Annotated in this window: 18 protein-coding genes and 1 CRISPR repeat array; of the genes, 2 read left to right on the top strand and 16 right to left on the bottom strand. The window is 33.9% G+C overall.

Annotated features, from left to right (window positions below; translation table 11 throughout):
* Positions 1 to 46 precede the first annotated feature (46 nt).
* Positions 47 to 4,085: a CRISPR direct-repeat array (repeat unit 29 nt; unit sequence CTTTATATCCCACATGGTTCAGATGAAAC).
* A 357-nt stretch (positions 4,086 to 4,442) separates the two neighbouring features.
* The 9 genes from cas2 to cas6 form a co-directional block, all read right to left on the bottom strand.
* Complete coding sequence (cas2, locus tag FLY87_RS09960; protein WP_028842067.1) at positions 4,443 to 4,709, bottom strand: CRISPR-associated endonuclease Cas2; 267 nt, start codon at positions 4,707 to 4,709, stop codon at positions 4,443 to 4,445.
* A 132-nt stretch (positions 4,710 to 4,841) separates the two neighbouring features.
* Positions 4,842 to 5,819 carry a type I-B CRISPR-associated endonuclease Cas1b gene (cas1b, locus tag FLY87_RS09950; protein WP_028842068.1) on the bottom strand — a complete coding sequence of 326 codons (978 nt, stop codon included), beginning with the start codon at positions 5,817 to 5,819 and terminating at the stop codon, positions 4,842 to 4,844.
* Positions 5,820 to 5,822: 3 nt separating this feature from the next.
* The gene (gene cas4, locus FLY87_RS09945) at positions 5,823 to 6,344 is read right to left on the bottom strand and encodes a CRISPR-associated protein Cas4 (RefSeq protein WP_141267102.1); all 522 of its coding nucleotides are present in this window, start codon (positions 6,342 to 6,344) and stop codon (positions 5,823 to 5,825) included.
* A gap of 6 nt (positions 6,345 to 6,350) precedes the next feature.
* A complete protein-coding gene (locus FLY87_RS09940) occupies positions 6,351 to 7,562 on the bottom strand; it encodes an ATP-binding protein (RefSeq protein ID WP_141267101.1) in 1,212 nt (403 codons plus the stop codon).
* 74 nt (positions 7,563 to 7,636) lie between these two features.
* Positions 7,637 to 9,823, bottom strand: a complete 2,187-nt coding sequence (gene cas3, locus FLY87_RS09935) for a CRISPR-associated helicase Cas3' (RefSeq protein ID WP_141267100.1) — start codon at positions 9,821 to 9,823, stop codon at positions 7,637 to 7,639.
* A gap of 2 nt (positions 9,824 to 9,825) precedes the next feature.
* The gene (cas5, locus tag FLY87_RS09930) at positions 9,826 to 10,545 is read right to left on the bottom strand and encodes a CRISPR-associated protein Cas5 (RefSeq protein ID WP_141267099.1); all 720 of its coding nucleotides are present in this window, start codon (positions 10,543 to 10,545) and stop codon (positions 9,826 to 9,828) included.
* On the bottom strand, positions 10,542 to 11,441 hold the full coding sequence (cas7i, locus tag FLY87_RS09925) for a type I-B CRISPR-associated protein Cas7/Cst2/DevR (protein ID WP_141267098.1): 900 nt from the start codon (positions 11,439 to 11,441) through the stop codon (positions 10,542 to 10,544). The genes cas5 and cas7i overlap by 4 nt, the downstream gene beginning before the upstream one ends.
* 2 nt (positions 11,442 to 11,443) lie before the next feature.
* Entirely contained in the window at positions 11,444 to 13,108 is a 1,665-nt protein-coding gene (cas8a1, locus tag FLY87_RS09920) for a type I-B CRISPR-associated protein Cas8b1/Cst1 (RefSeq protein ID WP_141267097.1), read from the bottom strand.
* Between the two features lie 156 nt (positions 13,109 to 13,264).
* Positions 13,265 to 14,053 (bottom strand): CRISPR-associated endoribonuclease Cas6, encoded by a 789-nt coding sequence (gene cas6 / locus FLY87_RS09915; RefSeq protein ID WP_012546265.1) that lies wholly within the window; start codon positions 14,051 to 14,053, stop codon positions 13,265 to 13,267.
* A gap of 154 nt (positions 14,054 to 14,207) precedes the next feature.
* Between cas6 and trkA the strand changes: the two genes are divergently transcribed.
* A complete protein-coding gene (gene trkA, locus FLY87_RS09910; protein ID WP_028842069.1) occupies positions 14,208 to 15,548 on the top strand; it encodes a Trk system potassium transporter TrkA in 1,341 nt (446 codons plus the stop codon).
* Positions 15,545 to 16,990, top strand: coding sequence for a TrkH family potassium uptake protein (locus FLY87_RS09905; RefSeq protein ID WP_141267096.1), 1,446 nt, complete (start codon positions 15,545 to 15,547; stop codon positions 16,988 to 16,990). The genes trkA and FLY87_RS09905 overlap by 4 nt, the downstream gene beginning before the upstream one ends.
* Here FLY87_RS09905 and FLY87_RS09900 read toward each other — a convergent pair.
* The 7 genes from FLY87_RS09900 to FLY87_RS09865 all read right to left on the bottom strand — a co-directional run.
* Complete coding sequence (locus tag FLY87_RS09900) at positions 16,965 to 17,807, bottom strand: ATP-dependent Clp protease proteolytic subunit (protein ID WP_012546027.1); 843 nt, start codon at positions 17,805 to 17,807, stop codon at positions 16,965 to 16,967. The two genes, FLY87_RS09905 and FLY87_RS09900, sit on opposite strands and share 26 nt — an antisense overlap.
* Positions 17,808 to 17,828: 21 nt before the next feature.
* A complete protein-coding gene (locus FLY87_RS09895) occupies positions 17,829 to 19,973 on the bottom strand; it encodes a methyltransferase domain-containing protein (RefSeq protein ID WP_141267095.1) in 2,145 nt (714 codons plus the stop codon).
* Complete coding sequence (locus FLY87_RS09890) at positions 19,970 to 20,359, bottom strand: HEPN domain-containing protein (RefSeq protein WP_141267094.1); 390 nt, start codon at positions 20,357 to 20,359, stop codon at positions 19,970 to 19,972. The genes FLY87_RS09895 and FLY87_RS09890 overlap by 4 nt, the downstream gene beginning before the upstream one ends.
* Positions 20,343 to 20,684, bottom strand: coding sequence for a nucleotidyltransferase domain-containing protein (locus FLY87_RS09885; protein WP_012545631.1), 342 nt, complete (start codon positions 20,682 to 20,684; stop codon positions 20,343 to 20,345). The genes FLY87_RS09890 and FLY87_RS09885 overlap by 17 nt, the downstream gene beginning before the upstream one ends.
* 18 nt (positions 20,685 to 20,702) lie before the next feature.
* Positions 20,703 to 21,113, bottom strand: a complete 411-nt coding sequence (gene fliW / locus FLY87_RS09880; protein WP_141267092.1) for a flagellar assembly protein FliW — start codon at positions 21,111 to 21,113, stop codon at positions 20,703 to 20,705.
* Entirely contained in the window at positions 21,100 to 21,384 is a 285-nt protein-coding gene (gene csrA / locus FLY87_RS09875; protein ID WP_012546156.1) for a carbon storage regulator CsrA, read from the bottom strand. The genes fliW and csrA overlap by 14 nt, the downstream gene beginning before the upstream one ends.
* A gap of 442 nt (positions 21,385 to 21,826) precedes the next feature.
* Positions 21,827 to 22,370 (bottom strand): hypothetical protein (locus FLY87_RS09865; protein ID WP_219995012.1); only part of this gene is annotated, 544 nt, incomplete at its 5' end.

Below are 22,370 nucleotides of genomic sequence, written 5' to 3'. Positions count from 1 at the left end.
GATGAAACAAAAGTATTGGGGTAACTGTTATGCAGTGTTTTGAGGACTTTATATCCCACATGGTTCAGATGAAACAAGCCATCTATCTAAGAGCCTTGAGACATCCTTTTTCTCCTTTATATCCCACATGGTTCAGATGAAACTACATGTGGTATGTAAGAAATCCAATGCACAATCTGTTTCTTTATATCCCACATGGTTCAGATGAAACTTCTACAATTTCAATTCAAATACCATGTGAAAAGCACTTTATATCCCACATGGTTCAGATGAAACATGCTGTAAAAGCATGCCTTGATATCTACTCTATAAATCTTTATATCCCACATGGTTCAGATGAAACCTTCAATAACTGGTGCATTTGGGCTATAAATAAGTTCCTTTATATCCCACATGGTTCAGATGAAACCCTCAGCAAATGCAGATGACACAAACCCTAAAACAAGCTTTATATCCCACATGGTTCAGATGAAACTTTGTCTTATAACAGTTTATACAAGATCCAAAAAGGCTTTATATCCCACATGGTTCAGATGAAACAATCTTATTAATAAAAATCTCAAGAATTTCATAAAAACTTTATATCCCACATGGTTCAGATGAAACAAGTCATTGATTTTTCAAGATTTTTTTTGAAAAAAACTTTATATCCCACATGGTTCAGATGAAACCTTCCCAATGCTCTTGCATTTCCTGATTCAACAACACTTTATATCCCACATGGTTCAGATGAAACCTCACAAGAGCAAATATATCTCTCATCCTTAACTCCTTTATATCCCACATGGTTCAGATGAAACGGACATTGTGAGTTTTACTAATGCTGTGTTGTTTGGCTTTATATCCCACATGGTTCAGATGAAACAGAGTTTATAAATAGTGGATAATGGGGGCAAGTATGACTTTATATCCCACATGGTTCAGATGAAACTCCCCAAATACCTCTTTCTTTATATTTCTGTAATTCCTTTATATCCCACATGGTTCAGATGAAACTATCTTAGCAACACCTTTGAACACTGACAATGCAGTCTTTATATCCCACATGGTTCAGATGAAACCTAAAAATTTCAAAGGTGTTGGAACCATATTTTGCTTCCTTTATATCCCACATGGTTCAGATGAAACTGTGAAAGAAAACTCTAATATGAACTTTAGTTTGCACTTTATATCCCACATGGTTCAGATGAAACGAGGCTGTGGACTTGAACTTAAATCTGCTGTTACATCCTTTATATCCCAAATGGTTCAGATGAAACTCCAATCTCGCTTCTCCACAATTGCATTGGCTTCAGCCTTTATATCCCACATGGTTCAGATGAAACATCTGAACCAGTGAGAAGGTATATGCAAGCACTTGAAGCTTTATATCCCACATGGTTCAGATGAAACCCGTCTCTCTTCTCAAACACATACACCATTCCAAACTTTATATCCCACATGGTTCAGATGAAACCTGGGTTAAGATTATAAACATCAAAGACTACTAACAACTTTATATCCCACATGGTTCAGATGAAACAATACTTGTTCTGATGACATTTGTTTTGAGCTTTACCTTTATATCCCACATGGTTCAGATGAAACTCCAAATCAGTTGGTTGTATGTTCAGTTTTGTTAGTCTTTATATCCCACATGGTTCAGATGAAACGCAGAGTTTGTTATGAAGGATGAAGGTGCTATGGTTCTTTATATCCCACATGGTTCAGATGAAACTAAATAAAACTTTTAATACTCTTCTTGGTATTCAGGCTTTATATCCCACATGGTTCAGATGAAACAAAGAATGGTATAAAAATATAATTCCGTATATTAAAGCTTTATATCCCACATGGTTCAGATGAAACTTCGTATCAGTTGGTAGTGTTGTTTGGATCACAATCTTTATATCCCACATGGTTCAGATGAAACTTGTTGGGACTCCATATAAAAAGGTGGCTATTCCTCTCTTTATATCCCACATGGTTCAGATGAAACTGAGCACGAACCCAAATCAAGGCTTCGGTGGCATTCTTTATATCCCACATGGTTCAGATGAAACGAATTAACATTCACTTCTTTTATACTTATGCAACTAACTTTATATCCCACATGGTTCAGATGAAACTATCAACTCTATAAGATAGACAAATTTAAAGAATACACTTTATATCCCACATGGTTCAGATGAAACGAAGTCCTGACCAACCCCATGCCCAATAGCTCACATCCTTTATATCCCACATGGTTCAGATGAAACCATACTGACAAAAATTCATTACACCAGACTTAGAAAACTTTATATCCCACATGGTTCAGATGAAACAAGGTTGAGGTGCAGAATCAACTTCAGCAGTTACATCCTTTATATCCCACATGGTTCAGATGAAACAGGAACATCAAATTTAGTATCAAACGCAGGAGCCCCCTTTATATCCCACATGGTTCAGATGAAACTTTGATGTTCCTGAGAAAAAAGATATATCAAAGCTTTCTTTATATCCCACATGGTTCAGATGAAACAAGGTTCAGCAAAATCACTCTGAATAGACAAAATACTTTATATCCCACATGGTTCAGATGAAACTGACAGAAAGGTTGGGATATATCATTAAGGCTGTTCTTGAACTTTATATCCCACATGGTTCAGATGAAACGAATGAAGTTAACAAAAAAGCAAATTAAAACTTTACTAGACTTTATATCCCACATGGTTCAGATGAAACTGGATAAGAGCTCTGGTTGGAGCTTTGATGCAGAAGACTTTATATCCCACATGGTTCAGATGAAACGTGTTGAGTGTAAAAGAAAAATGAGAGTAAAGAAGATCTTTATATCCCACATGGTTCAGATGAAACCTTCCAGAAACTTTGAAACTTATAGATATAAGACTTACTTTATATCCCACATGGTTCAGATGAAACTCAGTGGACATTCAAATCTGCTGAGTGTGGATATAACTTTATATCCCACATGGTTCAGATGAAACAAAAAGGAGTTGAAAAATTTATGCCAACCGTTAAAACTTTATATCCCACATGGTTCAGATGAAACCTGTATGTATGACTTTTCTTGCAATAATTTTTAAAACTTTATATCCCACATGGTTCAGATGAAACTCTGCTTAAGAGTGCCTCCGACCATTGCATTGAGTCTTTATATCCCACATGGTTCAGATGAAACGTTTGCAAGAAGTGAAAATGAGTCTTCTGATTCTGAACCTTTATATCCCACATGGTTCAGATGAAACTCTATATATATATGTATAATATAAGTAAATACAATATCTTTATATCCCACATGGTTCAGATGAAACTATCTCAATTGCAGAGTATTCAACAAAAAAGGCTTGACTTTATATCCCACATGGTTCAGATGAAACAAAAAGCAACCCTTATCATATTTTTGATTTTAAACACTTTATATCCCACATGGTTCAGATGAAACATAAATTCAGGAAAAGGATGGAGTTTAGAAAAATCATACCTTTATATCCCACATGGTTCAGATGAAACATATATATGTATAATATATATAACAATAATAACAATACTTTATATCCCACATGGTTCAGATGAAACTGATTAAATGGGTGGTCTAATTTCTGCAATATTAAGTCTTTATATCCCACATGGTTCAGATGAAACATGACATATATTTCTTTTTTGAATATCATCGTCATCTCTTTATATCCCACATGGTTCAGATGAAACACAAAAATTGTTATATCAAATACCCTGACCGATCTTACCTTTATATCCCACATGGTTCAGATGAAACATACCCTGATCAATCTTACTGGGCATGGGGTTACTCCTTTATATCCCACATGGTTCAGATGAAACTTATTATGCGAAGCAAAATGATAAAGAGCAGGTGGCCTTTATATCCCACATGGTTCAGATGAAACACAATCTCTATCAGCAATCAAAAAAAGGTGATAATGCTTTATATCCCACATGGTTCAGATGAAACATCTAATACCTCATATATTATATTATTGATAACAACCTTTATATCCCACATGGTTCAGATGAAACTAGTAATCAATTTTTGCTAACATAATAGCAATGGATCTTTATATCCCACATGGTTCAGATGAAACCCCCAGCTTGTCAATGAACAATGAATTGCTCCCAAAATTCTTTATATTTCTAAATTTTACAAAAAAATTATCGCATCTGAGAACCCCCTCAAAAAACAAGTTATTTGCATCAGACCTTTAATCAATTTTTAAAAAATGTCCAAAATCACTTTTCAAATTATTGATAATATTATCTCTCGCCTAACCTCCGACTTAAAACAGGTTTGATGCAGACTTAATAATAGAAAGAGATTCCTCACTTCGTTCAGAATGACAGAAAGAAATGACGGCATAAGCAATGTGCTCATTCTAAATGTGAGAATTAATAAAAATAAATAGAGATTTTCGCTTAGTTCAAAGTATTTACTCACAATTTATCTATAAAATATTACCCGTTATTTCTTTTTCGATGCCTAATACGGTTTTTCTGTAATTTAGCCTGTTTTCAAGACTGTAGAAGTATACTGAATCTACTTCTTTGTCTATGACCTTTTCAAGTTCAAGCTTACATTTTACAAGCTTTCCCTCTGTTATCTCTCCCTCAAATACAGAATTCTGCACCCACATAAAATACTTCTTGAGTATTTTACGAACTTTGTTTACTCTCTCTTCAGCGATATCATATGTGACGATTAAATAAGGCATTTTAATTTATTCCTAAATTAAAATCTGAGATTCTTCGCTTCGCTCAGAATGACAGCAAAACCTTCAGAATGAAAATTTTCAGAATAATAAAAAATTTTACTGTAGCCTAAAATAGCAAGAACATTATCTAACTCACCACCAAGCCTTAAAAGGAGCATACACTTCATCTCCAATGAAATGTTTTATGAGTTTGTAACATTCAATTCTGATTATCGTCCTGTAGGAGACATTTCTTTTAAGCTTCCTATGTTTTATTGTTGTGCTTAATTTCTGGTCAAACTCTCTGATAAATTTTTTTCTACCACTGTCATTTAAATAACAATAGTTAACATCTTCTTCAAAATCATCCAGCTTTATCATGTTGTTATTTATGAGTTTGAAAATTATTGCATCAGCTATAAGGGGCTTAAAAATCTCTGCGATATCAAGACTTAGAGAGTATCTTCTCTCGCTTGGCTCATGTAAATAGCTTACTGTTGGATTAAGCTGGGTGTGATATATTTCATTAAGCACAGCTGTATAAATCATACTATTTGCAAAAGAAATAAGTGCATTAATCGGATTTTTCGGAGGTCTTTTTTCTCTCTTTTCCATTGAGAAATCTGATTTCAAAAAGGTATTAAATGCCTCATAATAAAAATCCCTTGCTCTTCCTTCACATCCCATGAGCTCGCTAATGCTTTTTGTCTCAACGGCGTTGGTCAATTCTTTCTTGATTTTATCCTGAAATTCATCAGTGTTTTTGTATTCCCTGAGATTTCTCAGCATATGAAAAATTGCGCCCTCTACAAAGGAATAGGCAAGATAAAATCTTCGCTCAGGGTCAAGAAAATGCTCAACCTGTCTTACTAAAAGATGCCCTGAAACATTTCGCTCCCTTGGAATTAGGCTACCAGAGTAAAATCCATAGTAGTTATAGAAATGCACTGTTTTCCCCTGTTGACAGAGAAAATTGAGAAGCTTTGTATTTAAGTCAACTTCTCCAAATACATGAATTGTATCAACATCTTCTATGGGAATGGCTTTCCTGTCTCCTTGTTCATTTTCTATGTATATTGTATTTTCCTTCCGCCTGATTCTTCCATTTGAGAATATGTAATAGTTTCTCATCGTTCAACTCCAGCAAAACTCAAAATAAGCACACTTTGTGCAATAAGGTTTTTTCTTTAATTCAGGTGGTTTTTCCATGCTCACAATTTCCCTTACTCTAACTAAAGCCTCCTCAACCTCCCTCTCCGCTTCAGGTGTAAGAGTAATTTCCTCTCTTTTACGCATTTTTGGATAGTTTATGATACCCTTTTTTTCAATTCCAATCTGCTTTAGATAGTAAAGATAATACAAAAGTTGAATTCTATCTGCATGGGCAAGGCGATTACTGTATTTCACTTCTCTTATCTGGTCATCGCCTACGATATCAATGTTTATCAGGTTATCAATGAGTAATTCCCGTTTTTCTTCTGCAGGATAGGAATACTCTGAAAGAAGCTTTCCCATAAGGACTTTATCCGATTTTGACTCCATCTGAATTCCTCTGTCAAAAAGCCAGAGCTTCCGTTCGCAGACATAAAGATAATTAATTTTTATCCCGTTTGTCCTGAGAGTCTGAAAGTCAAATTCCTGTCTTAATGTTTCCATTTTAAATTAAAAAAGTATACTAACTGGTAAAGCAAAAAACTTCTCTCCAAAAGGAAGAATCCTTTCTCCCATGTATAAAACATATCCCGCTTTAAGATTACGGACGGCTTTATCTAAAGAAGCAATATATTTAAAGTCATCCCGCGTTACAGTTTTTGAAAATTTTACCTCAATGGCAATAATGCTTCTGCCCTGCTCAATAACAAAATCAATTTCCTGCCTGTCATGGGTTCTGTAAAAGAAAAGCTCAGCAGGTTTATCTGAATACTTTGTGGCCTTAAGAATTTCAGAAAATACAAATGTCTCAAAAATTAAGCCTTTGTAGGGAGACTGCATGAGGTCTTCTTTTGTTGATACTCCAAGCAAATGAGATAATATGCCACTGTCTGTGAAAAATAGTTTCCCTGTCTTGATTATTCGTTTGCTTATGTTTCTGCTGTAAGGTGCTAAAATGTAAATTTGATAGACCATTTTCAATAAATTAAGATAGTTCTCAAGGGTTTTAATTTCTAATTGAGCATCACGAGCAATATCTGATTTATTAAGCAAATTGGCAGACCTTGGCGCGAGCAAATTAAACATTTTTATAAACTTATCAAGATTTCTCAACTCTCCCAAGTCTCTAACATCTCTTTCAATGTATGTCCGTATATATGAACTAAACCATAAATATCTTCCAGTTACTGTGTCTATCTTTTGAATCTCGGGATATCCACCATTGATGACCTGTTCAATAATTAAATCAGTCTCTATTGATGGTAAAGTGAAATCTTTAAAATTGGCATTAAAGAGTATTTCAATCACATTTTCCGTCTTTTTAGAAATCTCCTTACAACTTAAAGGAAAAAGCTCAATAATTGCCATTCTTCCTGCAAGCGTATCCGATATGTCTTTAAATGCCAATATATTAGCAGAACCTGTTAACAGGTAACTCCCATTAATTCTGTTTTTATCTATGTCAAGCTTTATTGAATTTAAAAGTCTTGGCAATTTTTGTATTTCGTCAATGACAACAGGTTTTTTTAGATTACTGACGAAAAGCGGAGGGTCTGCTAAAGCGGATTCATACACGGTTGTATCATCAAGGGTTACATAGTTTTTAAACATAGACAGTGCAAGAGTTGATTTGCCAACCTGCCTTGCACCTGTAAGAAAAACAGCAGGAAAATGCCTCATTGCAGTGGATAGCTTTGATGAAATAATCCTATGAAAAAGCATCCATACTCCCTAATATTTTGGTAATATAATACCAAAAATTACAGATTTTTGCAAAACTGATTCAATTCTAATATTTAGTCTATAAGTACTCCTTCTCCAGCTGTATCCTTTAATTGTAAACCTTTCTCATAAGAGTAGGTAACTTCGTTCATTATCATTATATTGTTTCTTTTGCAATATTCAGAATCAGGCACAGGGGTTAAATTTTTGAAAGTTCCAAATATCTGAAGAGGAATTATAAAATCTTTTATCTTAGCTTTAGCCTTAATACGTTGCATTTTTTCTGTATCTTTATTGTCTATAAGTTCTATCAAATTCCTTATTTCCTTCTCATTTTCTTCATAAACAGGACGAGGAATAACGCAATAATTGAAAGCTATGTTTCTAAAAAGGGCTTCAGCTTCGGTCTTTGATTGAGCTTTAAAACCTAATTCAAGCAATTCTTTATTTCGCTTGTATTTTTCATAATATTTTGTCTTCTCAATATCTTTAAAAATTGTGAATATCGCATCTTGCTTATCTCTCTCATCCATGATTTTATTCTTGTAATTATTAAAAATTAGAGAATAAGTTCTGTCAAGAAGTTCTTCATCATAAATCCTATTGTCTTCAGCTTTAAAAATGTGAATATTGGGCTTATTATCTGTATATTCTCTTTTTCTCCAGCATCTTCCAAATCTCTGTAAAAGACTATCTATGGGGGAGCATTCTGTAAACAATGCATCAAAATCTAAATCAAGGCTCGCTTCTACCACCTGAGTAGCTATCCAGATTACAGGTGGATGTTTAGGGTTATTGACAGCCATTATTCCGTGGTCTCTGCTTTCTTTATTTTTTCTATCTTTCAGTATGTATCTTGAGTGTAGCAGTGATGGATTAAAATTTTTTAGCATATCATACATTTGCTGTGCTTTTTTTACAGTGTTACAGACAATCAGTATTTTTTTGCCTGATTTGAAGTTTTTATCAATCATCTTCAATGACCGTTCGCTGTCAATTGGTTCATCATAAACGGTAATAAAATGTCGCTTATTTGGCAACAATACAGGCTCAGGAAATTCCGCATTCTGCAACTCCTTTAATTCTTCTTTAATAAAAGGTGGGAGTGTTGCTGTCATAATAAGAAATTTACTACCAAGCCTATGAACTTCCTTTAGAAAAACCATTATTGCCGCAATAGAGTCTGGAGAAAAGCTCTGTATCTCATCAAGCACAATCTTTGAATAGGAAGCAGTAAGATATGTCATTTCAAATCCATTATATTTGAAAACTGATGTTACAAGTTGGTCAGCAGTTGCTACAGTCAGGGGAGCAGAAAGTTTTCTTGCAGTTTCAATTCTTTCAACATATCTTTCCTCTGTATCATCATCCTCAATTATATTACTAATTTCACCATGTAATAGAGATACATTCTCACCGAATATATCTTTAAATCTTCTATACATTTCATTAACCGCAGTTCTAATGCCCAAAAGATAAAATGCCTTTTGTCCATTTATCCAGTTCATTGAATATTCGGTTTTTCCCGTACCTGTGGAAGCTACAAGAACTACGCTCTTATCTGATAGTCTTTTTGCCTCATTTTGAAAAGGTTTAAGATGCCATCCTTTTTTAGATAACCAATTATTGAAATCTTTTTCATAATTGCCTGAATAGTGACTTTCAGGCTCAATATTAGCAGAAGCAGTATAATCACATTTATGCAGTATGCCTTTAAGAAAAACAAGCAGTTCAAAATAATTCTTAAAATTTTTTTGTGAATCAATTTTCTGTTTTATATCTTTAAATATGTCATAGTCAAAATTTAAAGAATGGTTTATCCCTAATAATCCTTTATTTTTTTCAAGATCATGACAAATAGTTTTCTCTAAGGCTTTCTTATCAAAAGGCTTTGTCCTTGTATGATGAAATGCGATGCAGTATTGAACAAGGTCAGCAAAATGGATGGTATCAGTACTCAAAGTATGAAAATATCTTTTGTCTTCTCTTGAGAGGAAGGCTAAGGATAACCATTCATGAGGTATTTCATCAATATCTTTTAGTTCTGGTATCATTACTTTTTTAGATAATCCAAGCTTATTCTGAAATTTATGATTTAACTTGCCAAGGTCATGATAATAAATAATTTTTTTGATTACTTCATCATATTTTTTGATTTTTTCTGGATCAAGAAATGGTTTTATTCTCTCATAATTTTCAAATATTTTTTTGTTGTGTTCTTCAATAGTTTCAGGAGGATTTGATTTAGCAAATACAGGCATTTTTATATTGACAAAAAACTTACTATATACCTATCACTGTCAACATTAATTTCTGAATATTGAATTTTATTGCCCTTTGCAATGTAGATTGCGTTAACATACCTAAAAATTCTTTTATCTGTGAATGAATTTACAGGCTCATAATAAAAAGGCAATCTATAACATGTCCCCTCCAATTGCTCTTTTTTACAAAGCTCAGGTGCAAGATATATATTGTATGGAAGCCTGTATTCATCACTGAATGATAAAATGTCAACAAGACTTGTATCTTCAAAATCCACTCTTGCAATATCTTCATTTCTGCCGAGAATAACAGTTTTCTGCTTTAATGCCTCAAGAAGTTTGTCATTCAACCCTTCATCATCAAAGGATATATGAAGAATAAGTTCCATATCAACTATTTCGTCAACAAACATTATGCCTTGGTTTAATACCCTTTGCCCGCCAGCATAAATCCGTGGGCGAGGGTCTATAAATTCCCTTTTTTTATCATCTCTGACTCTATCAAATTTGTATACCTTCTGCATATTTGTTACTACAGAAGAATAATTGCCCTGTATGGATATTTTAAGATTATGGTATTTGTTAAGGTTAAGAAGGCTATGAGCCATACCTTTTACCATTGAAGGAGTTGGAAGTGGATAAGTCTGCACATAGCCATAGCTCAACTCCTTTCTGTAATTAACCATATTCTGATAGAGTTTGATTCTAACAGCTTTCATGATTTGTTTTTGTAAAATTCGTCAATCTTCTCATTTAATTTCACAAAAAAATTTTCAATACTATACTTTTCTCCAACAGTTATACTGTCTATATTTGAAAATTCTCCATCAATATAACCTAACATACTCTGTTGTCCAACAGTATTTTCAAAGGTTTTAATAGCAAGAGTGCTGTTTATTAATTTTTCATTAAGCATAATCTTATCTTTGGTAAAAGAAAGCTTTATTCTGTTGTAAAAGAATGGATTACCCACATCATATAATCCACCTATTACAAATAAAGGAGAAAGGTTTTCTCTTTTACCTCTTATGTCTCTGTTAAGTAGCTTAATAACATTCAACAGACATTTTACTCTATTTGCTCTCTCTGTATTATCAAGAACAATTTCATATACAGGGTCAACACCTATCTCCTCAAGATTGCAGGTTAAAGTGTAACAATAATATGAACGATGAATTTCAGCCTGAAAAATGTCATTACCTACATTGTTTGGAATTCTATCTGCAAGTCCTTTATTGGTTGCAAATTCAAGTTCATTATAGAATGGTTCAAGGCTTACAGCATCGGTGAGTCTCACTACAGCTTTTCTAATCTTGTTAGAAGTTGTAGTTTTCATATAACCAAAGAAATCTATCTCGGGAAAATCTTTGATAGTAGCATGTTCGGCAAATTGGATAACACCAGCTTGCCTATCAACATCAGTAAGTCTATAACCGCAAAGCTCATTAAGCATTCTCACAACGTCATATCTCAGAGCCTGCCTGCTTATGTAAGAATAGTTTTTCCCCTCAGTAGTAACTTTTTTTAGTGTAAGAATATTCCCAACACCCTCGCCATAGTTTAAATTTGATGCTTTAAAGATTACTGCCAGATGTAAATATTTTTGGGCTATCATAATTACTCCTCCTCTATATCATTTGTTCCAGTATTATTCTCTATGCCACTTTTACTAATTAAACCACTAACAAATGAGTAACCAAACTGCAAGAAATAATCATCATCAAGCATTTCATCCTTACCAAAACGATTTGGTTGATTATGAGACATTACTATCCTCAGATACTTGTCAAGAAATTTTTCTCTGTCACCTATTTTTAAGTCATTCAAAAAACCATAAACTAATCCGTTAATCTGATTTTCTTTACCCTTTTTTATAAGTTCATTGCGAAGGCTAAGTCCACTAAGGTAGCCTTTGTTAATTATTTTTTGACTTTTCTCCATGCTTTCACCTCTTACCCATTGGATATATTTAATTACAAAATTCATAACTTTATTCAAGTTATATTTAGTTGAGTAATTATCAGTGTCTAAATAGTATGCAAAATATCTGTAGAGAGTTGAGTAATCAATCTGATAACTAATGGCAAGTTTCAAAAGTTCCTCTTCAATACTACAGTAATTTTTATTTAGGACATAATAACCTTTCGGAACACTTTCATTTTTAAACTGCAAATCAAGAAACATAGCTATATCAGGGCTAATATTGTAGTTGTAAATATTGTATCCTTTAGTCCCTTGACCTGCAAGAATGGGATTGTCAGCAATTTCAATAAAATTAATATTTTCTGAGATACGATTTATCTGTTTCTTTGTTATATAATCCACTATTTGCTTTATCATTACATAGAGAAGATTGCTGTTTTCTTCAATGTTGTCAATTAAAAGATTAAATGTTTTAACTATTTCATAAAGTGTTTTTAAATTTGTGTTCTCATTGGGGAAATAAAAATAATTCAGATATTCTCCTTCGGCTATTTTTAAAACATAAGCAAAGGAGGCAAAAGCGCAACTGTAAATAATAGCACATAAAGGACATATTTGAAGTTTTGAAGTCTTAAATCCCCATATCCAGTTTGAGTTATCTTTGTTGAATCCAATGATATTAGATACAGCATTGTTAAACTCGTATTCTGCCTTTTTTTCTTGACAGGATGGACATAGTTCATTATTCTTTAATTTCTTTGAGTATTTCATAGCTTTTATCCTGCTTACATATTCTGAAACATTTTCATGAGAACATACACCTTTCAATTTCTGATTGATAAAAATTTGTATTGACTCCTTGCCTTCAGGGGTTTTGTTTAAAATCTCAAAAATTTGATTTTTAGAGAGATTTTTTAACTTAGACTGAGCTTTTTCAAGATTGTCTATAAAATCTTCAGCGGACTTATACTCCCAAACCGGTATATTCAATAATTTCAAAAAATCCTTATATGGGGGTTTTTCAATCTCTTCAAGTTTTTTTCTTATCTGTTCAGGTTTGATTTTTGTCTTTTTTTCAGTTAAATCTTTTTGAGCTTTTTGTAAACGCTGAAGATAAGCATTAACATTAAAAAATTTCAAAAAAGCATATTTGCTAAATTTCTCCTCAAAACCTTCAAAAATTTCATCACTAAATTCAATATAATTCTCACCAATTGTTAGATATGGAATACTATCTAATTCCTTCCCATCTGTGATTATATTAAGAAATCCTACTATCCCAGCATTGAAATACCAATCTCTCATGTAGATTTTATGTTTAACTGTTGATGGATAGAGTTTTATACTATCATTCACCATGCCTACACCTAATAAATTAATCTGTTAATAATTCTTTTAATGTTATTAACATAGACACTTCTATATAAATTCTCTTTAGCTTTCTTGTATAGTATATTCTCCAAAATTTTAATGACAGCCTTATAGGGCATCGTTTGTCCGTTTTTTTCTAACACCTTAACACACCTCTACCATGCCAAAGCCCTGTCCTGTCCTTAAGCCAATCCCTATCTGATAAAGCAATCTTAAATCCTCAGGGTCTCCGCTCAGTCTGAAAGAGCCTTCAAAACAGGTTAGCGTCATGTAGGGTTTACCAGTCTTTTCTCTAAAGCCTTTCAATGTATGTTTAACCACCTGTTTTTTAAGACTCAAAGGCTCAAATTCAAGTGCTCTCTTCAGTCCGTATCCTCTTATGTCCTTGAAAATTCTATCATGTATTGCATTAAACTCAATATTAAAGTCCTCCACATTATCAGAGGGCAAAATTGGTTTTCCATCTTTGGTTTCAATCAAAGCTGGACAGAGTGTTTTAAAAGTAACGCTATCATTTTCAATTTTTTTCTCATTAAGCATAAATATCCTTTTTAGCATGAATGTTAGCTCATCACTAAATTGAAAGGATTTATTCTCAAGAAGTCCATTATAAAGATTAACCATAAACTCATAATCAGAAGAACTAACTATGAGAGATACATAGCCTGTGTCTAAAAAATAAAAAACCGTATCTTCTATCTCAAAATCTTTGTCTATGATTATTTTTTCTTTTTTAGTCTGTCTTGATGCAGGTATGGTTACACAGAAGCAAAATGGCTTTACCACTTTAGTTATTTCTTGGCTTTTATCTGGATAAAGTTTTTCTTTATAAGCACTATCAGATTTTTCCAGAGAATCTTTTATCAGAGACATAAATCTGTTTCTATAAAGTATGGGAAGTTTGGGAGCATAAAAAATAACTTTAATTCTCATCTCAAAACCTCACACTCATTATATCAAAAAATTTTATCTGATACAATCATACGCCTTTCATCAAAAATAATCTATCTGAAACAGGATTGTTTCTTAAATTGCTCATTTTTAATCTTTAATGATATAATTTTTTCACAATTTCAAAGGAGTAACGATGAGAGTAATAATTGTTGGTGCTGGTGAGGTCGGATATCAAATTGCAAAGTTTCTTACCTATGAAGGGGTTGATGTTGTAATTATTGATAGAGATGGGAGCAAGCTTAGAAGAATTTCAGAAGAGCTTGATATTGCTACAATAGAGGCAGAAGGAAGCGACCCTTCCGCTTTTAAAGAAGCAGGTGCAGATAACGCCGACCTTTTACTTGCAGTAACAAACAGTGATGAAACGAATATGATTGCCTGCCTTCTTGGCAAAGCAATGTTCAATATAAAGCGAAAAATTGCAAGGATAAGAAATCCCGACTACTTTTTTAATAAAGAACTGCTTGGTAAAGCCAATCTTGATATTGACCCTGCTATTAACCCTGAACTTGAAGCTGCGGAAGCGGTATCAAGGCTTATTGAAAGCCCTTTTGCGAGTGAAATAATAGAATTTGAAAAGGGAAAGATAAAGGTTATAGGGTTTAAAATTCCTCAAGATAGTCCAATTACAGGAAAAAAATTAAAATCTATCAAAACATTTTTAAAAAGGGATTTTATCATAGGAATAATAGAAAGGGATGAAAATGTTATAGTGCCTTCTGGAGAAGATATTTTAAATGAAGGGAATATAGTTTACATACCTGTAAGAAAAGAAGAAGTTGAGGAGGTTGCTCAAAGTCTTGGAGTACCTGCGAAACCTGCAAAAAAGATTATGATTCTTGGTGGAGGAAGAATTGGATACTATATAGCAAGCAAAATGGAAAACAGGGCAGATATTAAAATAATAGAAAAGGACCCTGAAAGATGTAAATTTTTAAGCAAACATCTTGGTAAATCATTGGTTCTTCATGGAGATGGAGCAGATAAGCAGCTTCTGTTAGAAGAAAATATAAGCAATATGGATACATATATTGCATGTTCTAACAATGATGAACTAAATATCATGGCATCTTTACTTGCAAAAAAACTCGGAGCAAAAAAAGTTATAGCTCTTGTAAATAGAACAGACTACGTGCCTCTTGCACACAACCTGGGAATTCAATCTGTTTTAAGTCCAAGATTAATTACAGCAGGCATTATTCTCAGATATGTAAGAAAGGGAGAAGTATTATCTCTTACAGCTATTGCCGAAAATAAGGCTGAAATCATAGAAGTGGTTGTTAATAAAACTTCATCTCTAATAGGAAAAACATTGAAAGAAGGAATTTTTCCAAAAAATTCTATACTTGGAGCAATCATCAGAGATGACCGTATCATAATCCCTTCAGGTGAAGATTTTATAAAAGAAAAAGATAAATTAATTATCTTTGCCCTTAAAGATTCAATAAAGGAAGTTGAAAAACTTCTCACATGAACTATAAAACTGTAATAAACATTATTGGCATAATTCTTATTATTCTTTCAATTTTTATGATTATTCCCATACTGGTCTCAATTATTAATCATTCTTCGGACATACCAGCATTAGGGTTATCGTGTTTTTTAACGTTCTTCTGTGGTACTGTTATGCTCGCTTTAACTAAACAATACAGACATGAAGAATTGATGTATAGAGAAGCTTTTATGACAGTAACGCTTACATGGATAGCTGTTGCCTTTTTTGGTTGTCTTCCTTATATTTTTACAGGCTCTGTGAGTTCCTTTACAGACGCCTTTTTTGAGGCAATGTCTGGCTTTACAACAACAGGCGCAAGCATTTTTGCTGATGTGGAAAGCCTGCCTGCAGGACTTCTTTTCTGGAGAAGCATGACCCAGTGGATAGGTGGAATGGGAATTATAGTTTTTGTCCTTGCTGTTTTGCCTCTTATGGGTATTGGAGGGATGCAACTTTTTAAGGCTGAAGTTCCTGAGATAAGTGTTGATAAACTGAGGCCAAGAATTATTGATACAGCTAAATCATTGTGGTTTATCTATATTGGAATTACAGCTATTATAATCATTCTTTATTTTATTGCTGGAATGGATATTTATGATGCAGTTTGTCATGCTTTTACAACAATTTCAACTGGTGGATTTTCAACAAAAAATGCAAGCATTGCTCATTTCAAAAGTCCGATGCTTGAATATATATCAAGTTTTGGAATGTTTCTTGGAGGAATAAACTTTGCTTTGTATTTTTATCTTCTGAAAGGTCGTGTAAGAAGATTTCTTAAGAATGCGGAGTTCAGATTTTATTTTTGTATCATTTCTATTACTGTCGTTTTATTGACTGTTGACTTATTGTTTTATTATCATTCTTTTTCTGAAGCGTTTAGGTACGCACTTTTTCAGGTTATCTCAATAATGACAACTACAGGTTATGCTACAGCTGATTATTTAAAATGGAGTTCTTTTTCGCAGTTGGTTTTATTGATAATTATGTTTTTTGGAGGAATGATAGGTTCTACAGGAGGTGGAATTAAACAGGTTAGGGTTTATTTAATGATTAAGCAAATATACAGAGAATTTTATCAGCTTATTCATCCCCGTGCAGTGTTAGCTTTAAAGTTAGATGATAAATTTCTTACAAAAGAAATTCTTGGAAGTATATGGGGATTTGTTTTCCTTGCAATATTTGTCTGTGCTCTGGCAAGTATTGGCATGACTGCAACAGGACTGGATATGGTAACTTCAGTTTCCACTGTAGTCTCATCAATGAACAATGTAGGTCCTGCACTTGGCGAAGCAGGACCTGCTGGCAACTACTTTTCAATCCATCCCTTAGGTAAATGGATACTCATTTTGTGTATGCTTGCTGGCAGACTTGAGTATTATACAGTGCTAATACTTCTTACTCCTGCTTTCTGGAAAAGATAGCCTTAACCTTACTTTTTCTAACAGGGATATATTCAACTGACTGCCTCACAGGCTGTGGATAGAGATTCATAAGTAGCATTATTTCTTTGGGCATCTCAGTTGAAACAGGCAGTCCCAGTTCTTTTGCTTCCTCCGCACTTATTGGGTAATCATGAGTCCATTTTCCTGAGACAAGCTTTTCAGCGATTTCCTCAGCTTTTTCAGAGGATTGGTTGTGCGATAGAATTTCTATTATTGTTTGTTTCATTTGTCTTATGGCTTTTTCAGCCTGATCTGCTAAGATTAAAGTATTATCATCAATATCACTTAAAGGTTTTTTCTGAAGCACGCTCAACACTGAAACAGCTGGTTGTTGCCCTATCTGTGGATCAAGTGGTCCCAATACAGCATGTTCACACATTACAATTTCATCTGCTGAAAGGGCTATCAGTGTCCCTCCTGACATTGCATAATGGGGAACAAACACTGTAACTTTAGCTTTCTGCCTTGAAAGGGCTCTTGCAATCTGTGTTGCTGCAATGGCAAGTCCTCCAGGGGTATGAACAACAAGATCAATTGGAGTATCATCATCAGTTAAATGGATTGCCCTTAGTACTTCTTCTGAGTCATGAATATCAATGTATCTCATAATTGGAAAACCAAGAAAGCTCATTGTTTCCTGCCTATGAACAAGAAGTATCACTCGGCTTCCGCGTTGTTTTTCAATTTCTCCAATAAGTTTCATCCTTGCATTCTCAAGCAGTCTCTGTCTGATTATAGGTTGTATAGCAATAATCATAAGAAAAATCCAGAAAAATATCATCGGATCAAAATGCATCTTAGCCTCCTACTATTTTTATTAAGCTTTATCACCTCTTCCCCAAATTATCTCTATTGCAGAGTATTTAATAGCTTTTTTAATAATTTCTTCAAAATTAATTAAACTTCTTCCCTTTACAGCAATGGCATACTGGAAATTACCAAGGAGACGGGAATTAAGATAAAGAGGCTTCAAGGTTTCAGCAACTATTCCCCTTGTTGTATTTGCATCAATGTTTATAATTTTTTCATCAGGCAACTTTAACTGAAAACTCAGTGGCACAACTCCCTCAAAAACAGTTCCTGGCAACAGAGGTTCTGTGAAAATGTGAACTTCACTGAAGCCAACCTTCTTGAGGGCATAATGAAGTGTCCAGGGCTTCCAGCGGGTTACATGATGGGGTGGGTAGTCATTATACCACCATTTGTATTTTCTGTAACCCTTTGCTGTATTTTCAAACTTATAAAATGGTGGGCAACTTAAAATTAAAATGCCTCTGTCTGCAAGCAATGAATATATATCCTCTAAAAACTCTGATGGCGCATGGACATGTTCAAGAACTTCAAAAGCTGTTATTACATCATAAGACAATTTGTATTCTTCAGGAAGTTCATCAAAAGACATAGCCTTGACAACATTTAGTTTGAATTTATCTGTTGCTATATTCACAGCTTTCTCAGAAGCTTCCATTCCATAAACTTCAAATCCAATTTTTTTTGCAATCAGCATAAAAAAGCCTGTAGAGCAGCCTATATCAAGAAGTTTGCCCTTTGAAACTTGAGAAAGAATAGGAAGCAAAACATTAAATCTGGGAACCCTACTCCATTTTTCTACTTCAATTTTCTCATCTTCAATATTTTGATAGGATTCATAAGCTAAACCAGAGCCAAAATTAAGGAGATCGCCATACTTTTTTTCATAGGTTTTCTCATAGTCCATAACTTTCATAGGATGTGTAAACTGCAACCCACAGGATGGACATTCAAAGACTCTTGAACTATTTATTAGCTCAAATAGAGGAATCTCTCCTTCAAAATCACAAACTATGCACTTATTTGGTTTTTCATAATCTTTTTCAGTCAGTAACTTAGCATCATTAAGAGCAAAATAAATTATCTTAGGTGGAATGCTTTCTATACAAGGGCTATAAAACTGTCTTTTTACCTGTGCTTCAATGCATGGCTCTGTTGTTGCATGTTTCATACAGGGTGCAACACAGGTCTGCCCAATATAGTTTGGCGATACAGGTATTACAGTTGGATAGTTTGATGTTCTTAATTCTGCATCAACCGGACCTGTAATCAAAACTGTTGGCTTTTCAAGCCCTGCAGCTATATGCAAAGTTGCTGTATCTGCTGTGATTACAGCATCGGAAAGAGCTACAGAGGCAATCAGATATCTTATATCTTTCATGAAAACTGAAAGATTTGCAGCTCTTATTCCATAAGCATCAAGGGCTGTCTCAACAGTTATATCTTCTTCGGGCATTGAACATATAACAGGGACATATTCATTCCATATGAGGTCTTCAATTTCTTTAAGCAGTCTCGGTGGAAGAGTTCTATGAACAGAAGAGGCAAGATAATGGAAAAGAAGCACCTTTTTACCGCCTGAAGCTTCCCTGATTTTATCAAATGCCTCTTTCATTTCAGCTAAAACAGCTTGATTAATTAATACATCCGGGGTTTCCTTATCAGTCTTATATATATAAAGTTTCCAAAGATAGTAATCAACCAAAGATAGATTATCAAACTGAGGAGCATTAACCATTTCAATAACCTTAACAATATAGTCAGCCTTTGCAACCTCTTTAAATGGCACAGGCATTGGAAAAAGATTATCAATATAGGGCAATCCCTCCAAAACTGGCTTTGCCTTTCCTGAGATGGTTACATTAAGCGTCATTTCTGGATATCTTTTTTTTATCTCCCTTAAGGCAGGTGTCATACAGAGAGCATCACCTATTGCAGCCTGGGCTATGACAAGAAGGGTTTTTCCATTTAGATTTTCACCTCTATAAAAAGGAGGTAGCACACTGTGAGCTTGTTCAAAGGCTGATTTTATTGGTTCTGGAAGAAGATTGAAAACATCATCGGCAAAGAGAAACTTGTCTCCAGGCTTAATTTTAAAATCATAACCATTAAAGTTTAGCTCAATTTTGCCTTTTGCTTTCCATACTTTCATAAATCACCATAAATTGAATTCTCCACAACGGTTTTGAATTTCTCAACTTTTTCAAAGTAATTCTCAATATCTATAGATTCTTCCATGATTAGTCCATATCGGAATTCTACGGCAAAAGGGGTTAAATCTATAAGATCGTCAATAAAATCAGGAACTTTTATATTGTTTTCCTCGCAAAGCTCTATTAATTTTTCAATATCATGTATTTTGGGAAAATTGACATTTTTTTTAGCCAAGAGAGCTTTTAAAAACTTCTCTGTTGCCTGTTGAAGATGAAAAAATAAAAGTTGCCTGCTGATTTCTTGATCAGATAAGTTCTTCTCCACCAATTTGAGATCATCACAGGCAATCTTGAAAAAATTCTCAAATTCACTGATTTTTTTCATATACTAATTTACCCCTTTGATTTGCCTCAGCTATAACACTGTTTTTCCAGCTTTTAGAATAAAAATCAAACTCCTCCAGAGATAGAACAATTATATCAAAAGGATATTTTAATCCCTTAAGACTTTTTCTAATCTTTCTATATTCATCAATTTTTGACCCTCTAACTGAAGTTACCACGATTATATCAATATCACTATCTAAACGAGGAGTTCCGTAGGCATATGAACCAAAAAAAATAATCTTGTCTGGTGAGGTTACAGAGATGATTCTTTTAATAATCTCTTGAATTGGAAGACTTTCTATTGTCTGATTTTCATTTTTCATACTCTATTATATCAAACCTTACTTCTTAATTGGCTCTTTGAAACTGTAACGGTCATCTTCAAGAAGAATCTGTACACCAATTTTTTTATTTTTGTTTATCACAAAGGGTGATTTAAGATTTGCAGCAACCCCATCATTGTATTTAAGTAGAGATACGTATATTTCAAGCTCCTCTTCGCTTTTTGCATCAAGAACAGAGACAATTTCATCACTAAGTTCAAAGCCATAATCAGGAAAATATGTAAAGGGCTGTATAATAAGCATAGCAACATCTGTATCATCAATGGCTATTAGCCATTTCACAGGCTCAATAAGGTCTTTTATAATAAATCTATCAAAGGGCACGCCAGGTATGCCAATGGGAAAGTAGATTATCTCATTTTCGTCAATGTTAAGTTCGCCAAAACGCTCTGATTTAAGAATTATCATCTTTTTGCTCCTTGTTTTGAGATGCTCCGACCTTATTCATTGAATTTTCAGCCTTAAGAAGCAATTCATCAAGTTTCAATTCCTTTGCTGTATTTAATGCCTCAATATTACTCTCTTTAAGCTTCTCATAAAGTTCCTCTCTGAAGATAGCCATACCCTTTGGTGCTTCTATACCAATTTTTACTTGTGAGCCATCAACATTGACTATTTTGATAACTATGTTGTCTCCTATTCTGATTGACTGACCAATCTTCCTTGTTAGAACTAACAATTAATACATCCCCTTTCGGATTTCTCCATATAATTTATATGACTGCGCAAAAAATTGCAACTGTTAGACTAACAGGTAATTAGGATAGCAGAGAGAAAAGTGTTATTCTGTCCCTCTTTCTGTCTTCCGATCACCTGTCCTCTATCATTCTGAGGAGCGTTAGCGATGAAGAATCTCCTCCCTTTCTAAAAGAAAGAGACCCCTCGGCTTCGTCTCAGGGTGACAAAGCGGAAATTCCTCGCATCCATTGAGGGTGCTCGGAATGAGAAAAGAAAAAGATGATCCTTTCGGGACAGATTCTTCGGGGTCATTGAAACCCCCTCTGAATGACAATAAAAAGAGAGACCCCTCGCTAAAGCTCGGGGTGACAAAGAAAATGTCATTCCGAACGGAGCGAAGCGGAGTGAGGAATCTCCTCATCTTTGATTAATAAATAAAATTGCTATCTGAGGAAATCAAAAAGATTGTTTCTAAAAAAGTCTGTAAGAGTAACTCTCATCGCTTGAAGTACTGTCATTCTCTGATTGAGTTCTGAAATAACCTGAAGAGCATCGGCATCTTGGTCATTGGAAAGATTTTGATTTGTATTTGTTTTGACTTCCAGATTATAATCAGTAATACTTTCTATTTTATTGAGCCTTGCTCCAATAATTGATTGCTGTTTATATAGTTTATCTGCAATCTTATCAAAGTAGTCTACTGCTTTCTGAATCCTTCCCTGATCATTATTTTCAAGGGCAACTTTAAGAAAATAAAGAGCTCTGAGGTAGTAGTTTTCATTAAGATAGTTATTGTTGAAACTGTAATAGTTAGGGTCTGTGGGATCTGTAATGTAGTTGTATCCGTTAATGTTTCCCTCAAGGCTCATATTTGATGAGCCAGAATCAGGATTATAGGATAAAAGATTAAGCCCTGTATTAGCAGCGTCTGTGGTGCTCACCTGAATTCTTATTTTATCAGACTTTCCGTTAGGCACACTATTTATA

Source organism: Thermodesulfovibrio sp. Kuro-1, assembly GCF_006538445.1.
In the GTDB taxonomy this organism is placed as follows: Bacteria; Nitrospirota; Thermodesulfovibrionia; order Thermodesulfovibrionales; family Thermodesulfovibrionaceae; genus Thermodesulfovibrio; species Thermodesulfovibrio yellowstonii.
Note: the sequence above shows the minus strand (reverse complement) of the source record. Positions and strands in the feature narration are given on the sequence as shown.

Coding starts and splice junctions, on each gene's coding strand:
- cas2 (WP_028842067.1), bottom strand. CDS start 4,709: ATGCCTTATTTAATCGTCACATATGATATCGCTGAAGAGAGAGTAAAC.
- cas1b (WP_028842068.1), bottom strand. CDS start 5,819: ATGAGAAACTATTACATATTCTCAAATGGAAGAATCAGGCGGAAGGAA.
- cas4 (WP_141267102.1), bottom strand. CDS start 6,344: ATGGAAACATTAAGACAGGAATTTGACTTTCAGACTCTCAGGACAAAC.
- FLY87_RS09940 (WP_141267101.1), bottom strand. CDS start 7,562: ATGCTTTTTCATAGGATTATTTCATCAAAGCTATCCACTGCAATGAGG.
- cas3 (WP_141267100.1), bottom strand. CDS start 9,823: ATGCCTGTATTTGCTAAATCAAATCCTCCTGAAACTATTGAAGAACAC.
- cas5 (WP_141267099.1), bottom strand. CDS start 10,545: ATGAAAGCTGTTAGAATCAAACTCTATCAGAATATGGTTAATTACAGA.
- cas7i (WP_141267098.1), bottom strand. CDS start 11,441: ATGATAGCCCAAAAATATTTACATCTGGCAGTAATCTTTAAAGCATCA.
- cas8a1 (WP_141267097.1), bottom strand. CDS start 13,108: ATGGTGAATGATAGTATAAAACTCTATCCATCAACAGTTAAACATAAA.
- cas6 (WP_012546265.1), bottom strand. CDS start 14,053: ATGAGAATTAAAGTTATTTTTTATGCTCCCAAACTTCCCATACTTTAT.
- trkA (WP_028842069.1), top strand. CDS start 14,208: ATGAGAGTAATAATTGTTGGTGCTGGTGAGGTCGGATATCAAATTGCA.
- FLY87_RS09905 (WP_141267096.1), top strand. CDS start 15,545: ATGAACTATAAAACTGTAATAAACATTATTGGCATAATTCTTATTATT.
- FLY87_RS09900 (WP_012546027.1), bottom strand. CDS start 17,807: ATGCATTTTGATCCGATGATATTTTTCTGGATTTTTCTTATGATTATT.
- FLY87_RS09895 (WP_141267095.1), bottom strand. CDS start 19,973: ATGAAAGTATGGAAAGCAAAAGGCAAAATTGAGCTAAACTTTAATGGT.
- FLY87_RS09890 (WP_141267094.1), bottom strand. CDS start 20,359: ATGAAAAAAATCAGTGAATTTGAGAATTTTTTCAAGATTGCCTGTGAT.
- FLY87_RS09885 (WP_012545631.1), bottom strand. CDS start 20,684: ATGAAAAATGAAAATCAGACAATAGAAAGTCTTCCAATTCAAGAGATT.
- fliW (WP_141267092.1), bottom strand. CDS start 21,113: ATGATAATTCTTAAATCAGAGCGTTTTGGCGAACTTAACATTGACGAA.